Source organism: Gardnerella sp. DNF01180P (assembly GCF_049244205.1).
GTDB lineage: Bacteria > Actinomycetota > Actinomycetes > Actinomycetales > Bifidobacteriaceae > Bifidobacterium > Bifidobacterium swidsinskii.
The window spans coordinates 965,579-978,957 of sequence record NZ_CP058386.1 but is presented as its reverse complement, the minus strand read 5'-3'; the positions used below and the strand labels follow the sequence as shown (position 1 = coordinate 978,957).

Below are 13,379 nucleotides of genomic sequence, written 5' to 3'. Positions count from 1 at the left end.
AATAGCATGTACATTCTATTAGAAGCGCACAACTTCTGTGAATTTAATAGTGTACATGATTTTTATTTGTCTCTTTAACCGTGCATAATCTAAATGTTTCGTGAGTCAATGTGTGGCAAACTGTAGCAGGTTGAATCTGCGCAGGGGCATTGAACGGCGCGAGCTAGGCCCTTTGTTACCGTTTTCTGCCGAGTTCGTGTCACTTTCCCAGAAGAACGGTACAAGAAACAAAGTAGGGAACTCATGAATATGCGTATTGTAAAGCGTACTCTTGCGTTTGTTCTTTCTGCGTGCTGCGTATTTTCTTTCTCGGCATGTGGATCTGCAAGTAGTAGTAAGAATGCAAATCTTCGTAAAGTGTCGTTTATGCTATTTTGGGCACCGGATACTAATCATATTGGTATTTATGTTGCTAAGCATAAAGGATGGTTTAAAGATGCTGGATTAGATGTCAATATACTTGCTGTTGCTCAGACTGGTTCGGAACACGCAGTTGATAGTGGTGTTGCTGATTTTGCTCTTAGTACTTTGACAAATGCTGCTGATTTTTCAACAAAGGGAGCAAATCTTGAGCAAGTTATGCAAGTTCAGCAAAAGCCAAGTGCTATTTGGTGTTCACTTGCTTCGAACAATAAAATTCATTCTCCAAAAGATTTTGATGGTCGTACTTTTGCAACTTTTGGTTCAGCTGAAGGTGATGCTGTAATTCGTAGGATGATTCAACACGATGGTGGTCAAGGTAAGTTCGACAAAGTGACTGTTGGAACTTCAACTTTTAGAACTCTTGAATCTGGCAAAGCTGATTTTGGTGGTTTCTACGGCACTTGGGAAGGTGTACAGTCTGAAATGTTTGGGCCAAAGCTTCGCTGCTTCATGGAGGGCGACTACGGTGTACCAGGTCAGCCAGATACTATTGGAATAATCGCAAATAAGCGTACTGTAGCTAAAGACCCTAAGCTTGTTCGAGCATTTGTTAAAGCTGCAAAGCGCGGATATGAGTATGCTTATGAACATCCTGATGAGGCTTCTGAAATTCTTGTGAAAGAAGCAAAAGATGCTAATCTCGACATAAAGTTTGTTCAGCGTAGCATGAAGATGATTGTTGACGGTCAATATTGGGGCAATCGCGCGGATATTAAGAGCGGAAAATTTGTGTTCGGAACCACTGATGTTAAAGGCGCTCAAGCTTACTTTAACTTCTTAAGTAAGGAAGGTGCTTACACTGATTCTAAAGGCAAAGTAACTCATAAAACTCCGCAAGCAAAAGAATTGTCTACTGACGAATTTTTGAAATAAATAACATAATGACTTGAGTCTTGATAGAATAGGCTGAAGTATATAAGGGCGTATCGAGTAGTTGTAATTTTACGTTCAGCTACAATCGATGCGCCCGTTTTGTTGTTTTGCTAAATATTTGAATGGGGAGTGGTCTGCCATGGCATCGGATTTTTGGCTTATTGCTGGCTTGGGAAATCCTGGTACAAAATATGAGGGTACTAGACACAACATGGGTTTTATGGTTGCAGACGTTTTGGCACAACGTTGGTCAGTATCTCTTTCTGATCACAAAGGTTTAGCTAAACTTGGCAAAGGTGTTATGAATCTTGATGGTCGCGTAGCAAAGTTTTTCCTTGCTAAACCGTTGACTTTTATGAATGATTCTGGTGCTGCAGTATCTTCTATAAGCTCCTATTATCAAATAGAACCGGATCATATTGTGATAATTCACGATGATATGGATTTAGATTTTGGGCGCATTAAAGTAAAAGCAGGAGGTTCTGCTGGAGGACATAACGGTATTCGTTCTATCGATCGCTCTCTTGGTACTCCTCAATATTCTCGAGTGAGAATGGGTGTTGGTCATGCGCAGCGTGGTGCTCATGCGCACGATAATACTGTCAATTGGGTTCTTGGAGGTTTTGCTGCAGCTCAAAAATCTGATCTTCCAAACTTTTTAGCAGATGGTGCTGATGCTGCAGAAAGTATTATTTTCCATGGATTAGCAGCAACGCAGGAGAAGTTTAATGGCCGCTGATAGCAGGTCTAATATCAAAAACAACAAGAATGATAAGACTGATGATATTTCAGTAATAAGCTTGAGAGATATTCTTAATGATTTATCAACTAAGGATTCACTTTTTAAAGCTTTATCTGAATATAATCTTGATGCGATATCTGATTATTGTTGCGAAAGTGCAAATAAAAATCGTAAAGATTTAGATTCAATAAGTGGAGATTTAACAATTTCTTCTCCTATTGGCATTCGTTCTGCTATTGTTGCTGCATTAGCTAAGAAAAAGCCGGTTGTTGTTATTGTTCCATCGAGTAGAGATGCTGAAGATTTTATTGCGTCTGTGCGTGATTGGTACGATGGTGATTCTCAAGACGTTGCTAAATTAGAAGCTTGGGAAACGTTACCTCATGAAAGGCTCTCGCCTAGGGCAGATACTGTTGCTAGCAGGATTGCAGTGTTTCGTAGGCTTTGTCATCCTGAAAATAACACATCACTTTTTGGTCCGATTCGCGTGTTGGTTATGCCTGTGCGATCGCTTATTCAGCCTGTAGTTGAAGGCATTGGTGATATAGATCCTCTGTTATTTGAGTGCGGAAAAGAATTAACTCTTGAATATGCTGTGAAACGTTTGGTAGAAAACGCATATACTCGTGTTGATTTGGTGATGGAACGCGGAGAGTTTGCTGTTCGCGGTGGAATTATTGACGTTTTTGCGCCAACGATGACACATCCTGTGAGAATTGAATTTTTTGGTGATGAAATTGATACTATAAAGCAATTTCATGCTTCTGATCAGCGCACTTATGGCAATAATATTGCAAGTATTTGGGCTACGCCTTGTCGTGAGCTTCAGATTACAGAAAAAATTTGCAAGCGCGCGCGTTCTCTTATTGGAGCAATTCCAAATGCTGACGATATGCTTGAATCAATCGCAAATTCTATACCTGTAGAAGGTATGGAGTCTTTGTTGCCTGCACTAGTGGATCGCATGGAATCAGTGCAAAATATGCTTCCAAAGGAATCTGTTATTATTCTATCTGATCCCGAAAAATGCCGTAGAGCTGCAGATGACGTAACTGCTACAGCTAACGAATTCTTAGCAGCTAGTTGGCATGTTGCTGCTTCTGGTCACGGTTCTGGAGCTCCAATAACATTCGATCAAGCTAATTTCTTGGATTTTGATGAAACGATTTCATCGTTAGAATTGTCTAATCATGACGTATGGAAATTAACATCTTTTGGTGTTGACAATCAAATTTATGGAAATATTGCGTTGCCAGCATCGGCGCCACAAGAGTTTCGAGGAGATGAATCAAAAGTTTCTGGTGGCATCACATCTCTTGTCAACAATGGTTTTGCTGTAACTATTACTGCAGCGGCTTCTGGTACTCTTGCACGCTTGAGACGCGCTATATATGCGACTGGTGTACATGAATTTACTACAGTGCGCTCAAGTATTTCGGATGGCTTCATTGATAATGTTGCGCGTATCGCGATTCTTACAGAGCGTGATCTGACAGGTAAATCTTCTGCATCAGCTCAACTAAAAACTCCAAAACGCAGGCGCAAAGCAATCGACCTAATGGAACTAAAGCCTGGTGATTTCGTTGTGCACGAGCAGCATGGTATTGGATGTTTTGTTGGCATGAAACAACGTAATATTGCTGTTTCGGGTGGTAGTGCAACTCGCGAATATTTAGTCATTGAATATGCTCCTAGCAAACGTAACGCTCCTAACGATAAGCTTTTTATTCCAACTGATCAGCTTGATTTAGTGAGTAAATATATAGGTGCAGAAATACCAAAGCTTAACAAGCTCGGAGGTTCCGACTGGGCTCAAACTAAAGCAAAGGCTAAAAAGCATGTTCATGAAATTGCTGAAAATCTTATTAAACTTTATTCAGCAAGGCAGCAATCTCGCGGATTTGCATTTAGTAAAGATACTCCTTGGCAAAAAGAGTTGGAAGACGCATTTCCTTATCAAGAAACTGCTGATCAGCTTACAACTATTGACGAAGTAAAAGCAGATATGGAAAACCCAATCCCAATGGATCGCTTAATTTGTGGAGATGTTGGTTTTGGTAAAACTGAAATTGCGTTACGTGCAGCTTTTAAAGCTGTGCAGGATTCCAAGCAAGTTGTTGTTTTAGTTCCAACGACCTTGCTTGTTCAGCAGCATTACGAGACTTTTACAAATCGCTTTGAAGGCTTCCCTGTAAAAGTTGCTGCAATGAGTAGATTCCAAACTTCTAAAGAGATTGAAGAAACTTTAGCTGGATTGCAAGATGGAAGCATTGACGTTGTTATTGGAACGCATAAGCTTTTGAATCCTAGTATAAAGTTCAAAGATTTAGGTTTGGTTATTATTGACGAAGAGCAGCGTTTTGGTGTGGAACATAAGGAAACGCTTAAAGCTTTGCGCACAAACGTTGACGTATTAAGTCTTTCGGCAACGCCAATTCCTAGAACTCTTGAAATGGCTGTAACTGGTATTCGTGAAATGTCTACTCTTGCAACTCCTCCAGAAGATAGGCTTCCAGTTTTGACTTATGTTGGCGCTTATGAAGATTCGCAAGTATCAGCTTGTATTAAGCGAGAATTGTTGCGCGGAGGACAGGTTTTTTATGTTCATAACCGCGTAGAAGATATTAGTTCTGTTGCAAACAAAATTAACGAGCTTGTGCCAGATGCGCGCGTTGCTATTGCGCACGGAAAAATGGGTGAAAAGCAGCTTGATGCTGTAATTCGCGATTTTTGGCATAGAGATATTGACGTGCTCGTGTGCACTACGATTATTGAAACCGGTCTTGATATTTCTAATGCGAATACGCTTATTGTCGATCACGCAGATAGATTCGGTTTAAGCCAGTTGCATCAGCTTCGTGGTCGAGTAGGTAGAGGTCATGAGCGTGCTTACGCTTACTTCTTGTATGATCCAACTAAGCCAATGACTCAGCAGTCTCACGATCGTCTTGCAACTATTGCTCAGCACACGGCTTTAGGTTCTGGTTTTGATGTTGCTATGAAAGATTTGGAACTTCGAGGAACTGGAAATCTTCTTGGTGACGAACAAAGTGGGCATATTGAGGGAGTCGGTTTTGATTTGTATGTTCGTATGGTTTCTGAAGCTGTTGAAAAATATAAGGAACCTGAAAGAGTTGAGCCTGTTTGCGTAACTATTGATCTTCCCGTTGAAGCTTCTCTTCCAGTTGATTATATTGCTTCTGACAAGCTTCGTTTGGAAGCGTACAGGAAGCTTGCTGCTGCTAAGGATAATAGTGATTTGCAAGAACTTCACGATGAGCTTCTTGATCGCTTTGGTAATCCGCCTGAAGAGTTTGAGTCTTTGTGTGATGTTGCTCGTTTGCGTTTTAAAGCACGCGAGATTGGTATTACGCAAATCAGCTCTCAAGGAAAATCAGTACGAGTTGTTGGCATCGATCCAAAAGAGTCTGTGATGATGCGTTTGAAGCGTATTTATAGAGGATTGCAGTATCGTCCTCTTACTCATATGCTTATTGTTCCAGCTCCTTTTGAATCTTCACTCGGTGCTGGTTCAATGAGTGAATCAGATATTCTTAAGTGGTCTAAGCAATTACTTGAAGACTTAGCGTGGTGATTTGTAATATCTGTTGCAATATAAGTGTTAAAAATATTTATTGCAATGCCATGCGTAGTTCGTCTTCTATTTCAACGTGATTATTTGGACGCTTTTGTGCATCAAGTTGGCTTCGATTAATATTCCAGTTTTTCTCGATGATTCCGTCTTTGATCATAAGAATTCTGTCAGAAAGTCTTACTGCTTCGGAAATATCGTGCGTGACCATTATTGTGGTCCAACCATGTTTCTGTCTTAGATTATCAAGCAAATCTTGCATGTCTAAACGAGTTAAAGCGTCTAATGCTCCGAAAGGCTCGTCTAAAAGTAGTAATTCAGGATTATGAACTAAAGCTCTAGCTAATGAGACTCGTTGGGCTTGACCACCTGAAAGTTCTGATGGCCATTTCGAACCATAATTATTAAGTTGCATATCGTTAAGAGCTTTTTCTGCAATAGATTTTAGTTCTGATTTGTTTCCTTGCATGCCGAAAACTACGTTCTTACTTACTGTTAGCCATGGTATTAATCTTGCATCTTGGAAACCTATTGCTTGATGTTGTGTGACGTTTATTGTTCCAGAATCAGGTTTGATTAATCCTGAAATAACTTTAAGAAGAGTGGTTTTTCCGCATCCTGAGCGTCCTATTAGAGATACGAATTCGCCTTTTTTAATATTTAGATTTATATCTCGTAATATTTTAGCGTTATTTTTAAAAGTCGCGCCAATATGTTCTAGAGTAACGCAGTAAGAGTTATCTTTAGTCTCATAGTTTTCTTCTATTTGAGTGTTCATATTTACTCCTACTGCGTTGCTCTAAATCATGTTTATATAATCTTGTTATATAACTTTGTTTTAATTTTGATTAATCAGTTATATATTATTTTATTTTGATATTTAATTTTGTTTTTTATGAATATGTGTTTTATGGATAAATGAATTAATTTACTTTGTGCAATCCATTACAGAATCTTTCAAATTCTTTGGAGCTTGCTTAATTAAACCATATTTCACGTATTCTTTAGCCTGAGTTTCCATCATTTTCAAACCTTTTTCATCGATTGGACGAATAGTTGGATTGTCAAACTTTTCAATTTGCTTAATAATAGTTTCGCTTGCTCCGAGCTGCTTGTATGCGTTTCCAATAACATTGTTTTCTTTATGAGACTTTTCTGCTTCGCGAACAAGAGCCTTGTACATCTTCTTAACAAGATCTGGATGCTTTTTGGCAAAGTTCTTAGAAACAACGTGAATAGTAACGTTCATATTGCCGTACTTTTTAGCATTTACAAGCAATTTTGCGCCTGGAGTTGTCATTGCTGCAGCAAGATTCTGATCGAATGAGGAAATTGCGTCAATCTGTCCAGAAGTAAATGCTGCTTGGAAGTTCTTAGGGCTCATCTCAACTTTGTTAACTTTAGAAACGTCTAAACCGCTTTTATCAAATGCGCGGTGAAGCATGTAATCGCCAGTGTCACCGTTGTGAATAATAGCAACTTTCTTACCATATAAGTCTTTTAGTGTTTTCACTCCGCTTTTTGCGGATGCAACGATTCCTTGAGAATCACCATTGTAATATTCGAGCGCAAAAGCTACCCATGGCTGTCCTTCAGCAATCAAATCAATGAAGCGTCCAGTTCCAGTAGTTGTAGCATCTGCATTTCCGCTCATCACAGCAGTAAGACCGTCAACTGGAGTGTAAGGACCAGTGTAAGTTACTTTAGATTTTCCAAATTCTTCTTGAAGGAATTTCTCATTTTTCAAAGTAGTTAGATAATTTGCTGTAGAAAGATAAGCAACTCTCATAGTTCCAGCATCTTCTTTTGAAGAAGCGTTTGATGATTTTTGTGAGCTTCCGCAAGCTGCAAGAGATACAGTTGCACAAGCAGCGCAGATTAATGCAATAATGCTCTTTTTAGAAAATCGCATTTTTAAATTGGCCATGATATACAGCTCCTTTTGTTTGTTGTTTTGTTTGTTGTTTTGTTTATCTGTTGTTTGTTTGGTTGTTATTATTTGGTTGTTGATTCTAAATATTGACTGATTCTTAAAAAGCAATTTAATGCATTTTAAAAAGTAGTTAACTTTAGAAAAATGTTGATATTACTAGATTATTGGCGTGATTTTTTATCTAATCTGCGTTCGGGTATAAGAAGATACTCTAATATGTTTGCAGTAAGCTCGGATCCAAGACCTGCAATTGCGTACATAATAACGCATGCCATCATTTGATCTGGTCTAAAGAATTCTTGTGCTCTTGAAAGAATGTATCCAATTCCAATAGAAGAATTGACTGTTTCGCAAGTCACTAATGCAACCCATGCTACAGATATTGCAAATCGCAAACCTGTCATAAAACTTGGAAGTGTGCCGCGAAGCAAAATAGATATAAAAATAGTAGATTTTTTAACGTGATAAACCTGCGCTAATTCAAGAAGTTTTGGATCAATATTACGCACTCCGTCGCGAATATTAACGTACATAGGTCCAAAAACGCCAACAGCTATAAGTGCTATTTTCATCGTTTCATCTATTCCGAGGAAAATTATTAATATTGGAGCTAAAGCCGGGAATGGAATTGACCTCAACATGTGGCTTGGTTTATCAACTACAATATTGCCAAGCTTACTGCCTCCTGCAAGTATTCCTGCTGGAACAGAAAAAATAATTCCTAACAAAAGTCCTAAAAGAACTCGTAAAATACTTATTCCTAAGGATTTTAATAATATGCCTTCGTTGTTTAAATCAATAAAAGCTTGTATTACTTCATATGGGGATGGCAAAGAACGGTCTTCGGTTGGAGAAAGAGTTGTGAAAAACCATAAAACCAAAATGAGGATAGTTGAAATCCACACTTTACATGAAGATACCGCTTTAAATGCAATCTTCAATATGTTCTTCGCTTTATTAGGCGAACTGTAAGTCATGCGACAATCCCTTCGATAGTTTTAGCTATATCAGGTTCAACGAGTGTATTCTCAGCGCAACACTATATGTATTGTTGTTTGGCACGATGTAGTTGCGCACCCCGTGTCTGAGGTCATTATCACTTAAGGGTATGGACAAGTATATTTTAAATCGATATTTATAAACGATATTGCTTAAAAATATACAATTGGCTAATATGACTCGAATTAAATCAAAATATTGTGAACGTTCACGGCATAAATACGCTGGTACTCAATATAACGTCCATAAAACGCACTAATCTTAAAAGAGTCATCACAACCCATAGGTATAAAGGAGTAGTTGTGGCAGCTATTGAAAGCGTATATGCACGCGAAATTTTGGATTCTCGTGGAAATCCTACTGTTCAGGTTTATTTGGAGACCGAAGATGGCGCTCAGGGTATTGGTTTAGTGCCTTCTGGTGCTTCTACTGGTGAAGCAGAAGCTTGGGAACGTCGCGATGGCGACAAGTCCCGTTATCAAGGCAAGGGCACGTTGGAAGCTGTTAAGGCTGTCAACGAGGTAATCGCACCTAAGGTTATTGGCATGGATGCCACCGATCAGCGCGCTCTTGATGAGACGATGATTGAGCTTGATGGCACGCCAAACAAGGGCAAGCTTGGTGCTAACGCAATTCTCGGCGTTTCCCTCGCTGCTCTCTACGCTGCTGCTGAATCCGCTCAGCTTCCGTTGTACCGCTACATTGGCGGCACCAATGGTCACATTCTTCCAGTTCCAAACATGAACATCATGAACGGTGGTGCTCACGCTGATTTCGCAACCGATATTCAGGAGTACATGATTTCTCCTTACGGTTTCGCAACCTACAGTGATGCTTTGCGCGCTGGTGTTGAGGTTTATCACACCTTGAAGAATGTTTTGAAGAAGGAAGGCTTGGCTACTGGTCTTGGTGACGAAGGTGGCTTCGCTCCAAAGATGAAGTCCAATGAGGATTCCTTGAAGTACATCATGGATGCAATCGAAGCCGCTGGTTACGAGCCAGGCAAGCAGATTGGTATTTCTCTTGACGTTGCTTCTTCTGAGTTCTACAACAAGGAAACTGGTAAGTATCGTTTTGATGGCGAAGAGCGCGAATCTGCTTACATGCTTGATTACTACGAGAAGCTCATCAACGAGTATCCAATCGTTTCCATTGAAGATCCATTCCAGGAAGAAGGATGGGATGATTGGGCAGAAATCACCAAGCGTCTTGGTGATCGTTTGCAGTTCGTTGGCGATGACTTGCTTGTCACCAATCCAAAGCGTTTGGCTAAGGGTATTGAGCTTGGTGCAGCTAACTCCTTGCTCGTGAAGTTGAACCAGATTGGTTCCGTTACCGAAACCCTCGACGCTATTGAGCTTGCAACTAAGAACGGCTTCACTTCTATGGTTTCCCATCGTTCTGGCGAGACTCCAGATACCACCATTTCTGATCTTGCTGTTGCTAAGAACACTGGCCAAATCAAGACTGGTGCTCCTGCTCGTGGCGAGCGTATTGCTAAGTACAACCGCTTGCTTGAGATTGAGGAAGAGCTTGGTTCTACCGCTCAGTATGCTGGTTACAGCGCATTCAAGGCTTGCAAGAAGTATATGAAGTAACTTTTAGTTTTAAGTAACTTAGTGGCTTCTTGAGTCTTTGAGTTTTAACGGTCAGTCGTGTTTACGGCTGACCGTTTTTCGTATATTTTAGCGATTTTTTGAAAAAATATATAAATTTTTCTAACATTACTTTTATTCTCATCAAAATAGTGCTATTTTTTATGGAAAACTAAAAACGGAAGGAGATGTTTCATATGAGAAAAGTCGCAGTTATAGGCATGGGAAACGTTGGTGCAGCAGTAGCGCATCAACTTGTTGTTGGCGGTCACGCTGATGATTTGTACCTTTATGATACAAACGAGGCAAAGGTGAATGCCGACGCATTGGATTTTGAAGATTCAATGGATAATGTGCCTTTTAACGTTAATATTACGGTTAATGATTATGAAGCATTAAAAGACGTAGAGGTAATCGTAAGCGCCTTGGGTCACATAAAGCTTTTGGACGTTCCTCATCCAGATCGTTTTGCAGAGCTTAAGTATAATCGTAAGGAAGTTGCAGAAGTTGGTGCAAAGATTAAGGCTTCTGGATTCCACGGTGTTTTGATTGACATAACAAATCCTTGCGACGCTATTTGCCAGCTTTACAAGGAAGCTACTGGTCTTCCTTACGAAAAGATTATTGGAACTGGCACTTTGCTTGATTCTGCGCGCTTGCATCGTGCAGTAGGCAAGTTCTTTGGCGTGCATCCAAAGGCTGTTAAGGGATATAGCTTAGGAGAGCATGGTGATTCGCAATTTGTTGCGTGGTCCACAGTTAAAGTCTTTGAGCAGCCTATAACAGAGCTTATTAAAGAAAAGAACATGGATTTAGACGCTATTGATGAGGAAACTCGCGAAGGCGGATTTACAGTGTTCTACGGAAAGAAGTACACAAACTACGGTATTGCTGCTGCTGCAGTTCGTTTAGTGGATGCAGTTCTTTCGGATTCTAAAGAGCAAATGCCTGTTTCAAACTATCGCGAAGAATACCATTCTTATCTTTCATACCCAGCAATTGTTGGTAGAGAAGGAATTGTTAAACAATGCCAGCTTGATTTGACTCAAGAAGAGTTGCAAAAATTGCAACATTCTGCAGATACAATTTTAAGTAAAGCTCAAGCAAAATAGATAAGTCAAAAATAAAATAACTAAAAAATACTACTTTTGAATCTAAAATATTTTTACAGATTTTAGATAAAAGCGTATTGAAAAATGTCGTTGTAGGTTTGATTGCTCTTCAAGAGTATTGAATTTACAGCGACATTTTTGTTATAAAAATTTTTGATATTAGATTATTTATTGTTTGAATTCATAAAGTTGGCTAGTCCTAACTGTTCATGATATATACTTTTAACTATAAATTGAATTATTTTTTTTTGGGGGAAATATGATTTCTAGTGCATACATAAGTGTTGGAAGTAATATAGGTGATAGATTACTTAATTTGCGTCAAGCTGTTTCGCTATTGAAGCAAAATTCGCATATAAGCAATATTATCGTTTCTTCAGTGTATGAAACTGAGCCAGTTGGTGACGTAGTGCAAGACAGTTTTTATAACATTGCTTTACGCTTGGACACTGATTTAACAGCTTTTGAATTGCTTGATTTTATTCATGATATTGAACAGCGTCTTCACAGAAAGCGCATAGTTCGTTGGGGTCCTCGAACAATCGATTTAGATATTATTGATTTTGGTGGTCAAACTATAAAAAGTGAAAATCTTACGATTCCGCACAAAGAAAGAGATAATCGCAGATTCGTATTAGTTCCTTTGCTTGAAATAAGCGCAGACGATGCAAATTATCATGAGCTTATCCAAGATAAGCTTAATAAAACTAGCGACACTAATTGGATTAATATTATTGAAAGTAGAGAAGTTTTTAATTAGTTTGGAATATAAATTTAGTTTTTTAAATATGAGGTTTTAGAAAGAAAGAATACAAATGCGAATTATTGAAAGCAATTTGGAGAATGCGTCTTCTAAAAGTATTGCAGATATAGCGTTGCTGCAGGATCTTTGTGTAAATCAAAAAATTTTATGCACGTGGGAAAATATTAGCGAAAACGATTTAAGCAAAGTAGCTGATTTTCTCGATCATTTTGATACAGCTATCAAAGTTTCCGAGTCTTCTATTGACTTCATTTTGCCGCTTATTGCTCTTAAACCTTTTATGCAAGAATGCGAAAAAGCATGGTACGAAGATCAAGAATTACTTGCAAGTTTACGCTCGATATTAAAGCAAAAAGCAATTGTGTGGAATGCAGGGCGATTCTGCTTTGATACACTTGACAAGCCGATAGTTTACGCGATTTTGAATATTACTCCTGACTCATTCTATGACGGCGGCAAGTACCAAAGTGAAGACGAGGTAAATAGCCATATTAAAGAAATAGTTGAAGCTGGTGCTGATGTTATAGAAGTAGGCGGTCAAACTACAAAACCTGGCGGTTATTTAGAAATTACTCCAGAAGAGGAAATAAAGCGCGTTATACCTGCTATTAAGTATATTCACAAAAATTATCCTCAAATTGCTGTAGCAGTAGACACTTACAAGTTACCTGTAATGGAAGCTGCAATTGAAGCTGGCGTAGATATTATAAATGATGTTCGTGCGTTTGATTCTCCAGAAAAAGTAAAGCTTATGGCAGATTCTAACGTTGGATTAGTAACAATGCATAGCAATAGAGATACAGAATATGACAATTTAACAAAGGTTATGTGTCAATTCTTTAGTGATAATTTAAAAATGCTTGTTGATGGAGGAGTTGACTTAAATAGGATTATTCTTGATCAAGGAATTGGCTATGCAAAGGTTGCTGATGGTGAACAAGATTATGCAATGATGCGCAATATTAATCAATTGCATCGTTTTGGTCGACCAATACTGGTTGCGATTTCTAGAAAAGGCTTTGGTAAGAAGCTTTTTAATTTAGATAAAGAAGATCGTTTGCCTGTCACTTTAGTTGCAGAAACAGCGATGTTTATGGCTGGTGGACGTGTAATACGTGCTCATGATATTGCAGAAACAAAGCAATTAGTTGAAATGATCGATGTTATTAATAGAAATTACTGGTTTAAGTAGAAAAATTTGAATATTTTTTTGCAGTTTTGTTCGTCAGTTTTTTTAATTTTAATAACGAATAAATGTGAGTTACTGTAAATGTAGCGTGACTGTAATGTGGCACAACAGCATTTTGCATCTAAAGCACGTAAGATATTAGCGGAATGCATGATGTT

10 protein-coding genes and 1 riboswitch are annotated in these 13,379 nt (G+C 38.7%); of the genes, 7 read left to right on the top strand and 3 right to left on the bottom strand.

The window, feature by feature from the left end:
* Positions 1 to 243: 243 nt before the first annotated feature.
* The 3 genes from HXT40_RS03815 (at position 244) to mfd (ending at position 5,633) form a co-directional block, all read left to right on the top strand.
* Complete coding sequence (locus HXT40_RS03815; RefSeq protein ID WP_004111395.1) at positions 244 to 1,296, top strand: ABC transporter substrate-binding protein; 1,053 nt, start codon at positions 244 to 246, stop codon at positions 1,294 to 1,296.
* Between the two features lie 139 nt (positions 1,297 to 1,435).
* The gene (gene pth / locus HXT40_RS03810) at positions 1,436 to 2,035 is read left to right on the top strand and encodes an aminoacyl-tRNA hydrolase (protein ID WP_004111397.1); all 600 of its coding nucleotides are present in this window, start codon (positions 1,436 to 1,438) and stop codon (positions 2,033 to 2,035) included.
* On the top strand, positions 2,025 to 5,633 hold the full coding sequence (gene mfd / locus HXT40_RS03805) for a transcription-repair coupling factor (RefSeq protein ID WP_421777165.1): 3,609 nt from the start codon (positions 2,025 to 2,027) through the stop codon (positions 5,631 to 5,633). The genes pth and mfd overlap by 11 nt, the downstream gene beginning before the upstream one ends.
* A 37-nt stretch (positions 5,634 to 5,670) precedes the next feature.
* On the opposite strand, the gene HXT40_RS03800 is transcribed toward mfd, so the two are convergent.
* The 3 genes from HXT40_RS03800 to HXT40_RS03790 form a co-directional block, all read right to left on the bottom strand.
* Positions 5,671 to 6,408 (bottom strand): ABC transporter ATP-binding protein, encoded by a 738-nt coding sequence (locus HXT40_RS03800; RefSeq protein WP_415690050.1) that lies wholly within the window; start codon positions 6,406 to 6,408, stop codon positions 5,671 to 5,673.
* Between the two features lie 150 nt (positions 6,409 to 6,558).
* On the bottom strand, positions 6,559 to 7,557 hold the full coding sequence (locus HXT40_RS03795) for an ABC transporter substrate-binding protein (RefSeq protein ID WP_415685234.1): 999 nt from the start codon (positions 7,555 to 7,557) through the stop codon (positions 6,559 to 6,561).
* A gap of 167 nt (positions 7,558 to 7,724) precedes the next feature.
* Entirely contained in the window at positions 7,725 to 8,540 is an 816-nt protein-coding gene (locus HXT40_RS03790) for an ABC transporter permease (RefSeq protein ID WP_421777164.1), read from the bottom strand.
* Positions 8,530 to 8,654, bottom strand: a riboswitch (TPP riboswitch). (Overlaps the previous gene by 11 nt.)
* A gap of 210 nt (positions 8,655 to 8,864) precedes the next feature.
* On the opposite strand from HXT40_RS03790, the gene eno reads away from it, so the two are divergent.
* The 4 genes from eno (at position 8,865) to folP (ending at position 13,224) form a co-directional block, all read left to right on the top strand.
* A complete protein-coding gene (eno, locus tag HXT40_RS03785) occupies positions 8,865 to 10,160 on the top strand; it encodes a phosphopyruvate hydratase (protein ID WP_004106847.1) in 1,296 nt (431 codons plus the stop codon).
* A gap of 194 nt (positions 10,161 to 10,354) precedes the next feature.
* Positions 10,355 to 11,269, top strand: a complete 915-nt coding sequence (locus tag HXT40_RS03780; RefSeq protein ID WP_421777163.1) for an L-lactate dehydrogenase — start codon at positions 10,355 to 10,357, stop codon at positions 11,267 to 11,269.
* A 259-nt stretch (positions 11,270 to 11,528) separates the two neighbouring features.
* Complete coding sequence (gene folK, locus HXT40_RS03775) at positions 11,529 to 12,029, top strand: 2-amino-4-hydroxy-6-hydroxymethyldihydropteridine diphosphokinase (RefSeq protein ID WP_421777162.1); 501 nt, start codon at positions 11,529 to 11,531, stop codon at positions 12,027 to 12,029.
* A gap of 55 nt (positions 12,030 to 12,084) precedes the next feature.
* On the top strand, positions 12,085 to 13,224 hold the full coding sequence (gene folP / locus HXT40_RS03770; RefSeq protein WP_421777161.1) for a dihydropteroate synthase: 1,140 nt from the start codon (positions 12,085 to 12,087) through the stop codon (positions 13,222 to 13,224).
* Positions 13,225 to 13,379 lie beyond the last annotated feature (155 nt).

Excerpts from the sequence above, each read along its gene's own strand:
- HXT40_RS03815 (WP_004111395.1), top strand. The coding sequence starts at position 244 with ATGAATATGCGTATTGTAAAGCGTACTCTTGCGTTTGTTCTTTCTGCG.
- pth (WP_004111397.1), top strand. The coding sequence starts at position 1,436 with ATGGCATCGGATTTTTGGCTTATTGCTGGCTTGGGAAATCCTGGTACA.
- mfd (WP_421777165.1), top strand. The coding sequence starts at position 2,025 with ATGGCCGCTGATAGCAGGTCTAATATCAAAAACAACAAGAATGATAAG.
- HXT40_RS03800 (WP_415690050.1), bottom strand. The coding sequence starts at position 6,408 with ATGAACACTCAAATAGAAGAAAACTATGAGACTAAAGATAACTCTTAC.
- HXT40_RS03795 (WP_415685234.1), bottom strand. The coding sequence starts at position 7,557 with ATGGCCAATTTAAAAATGCGATTTTCTAAAAAGAGCATTATTGCATTA.
- HXT40_RS03790 (WP_421777164.1), bottom strand. The coding sequence starts at position 8,540 with ATGACTTACAGTTCGCCTAATAAAGCGAAGAACATATTGAAGATTGCA.
- HXT40_RS03780 (WP_421777163.1), top strand. The coding sequence starts at position 10,355 with ATGAGAAAAGTCGCAGTTATAGGCATGGGAAACGTTGGTGCAGCAGTA.
- folK (WP_421777162.1), top strand. The coding sequence starts at position 11,529 with ATGATTTCTAGTGCATACATAAGTGTTGGAAGTAATATAGGTGATAGA.
- folP (WP_421777161.1), top strand. The coding sequence starts at position 12,085 with ATGCGAATTATTGAAAGCAATTTGGAGAATGCGTCTTCTAAAAGTATT.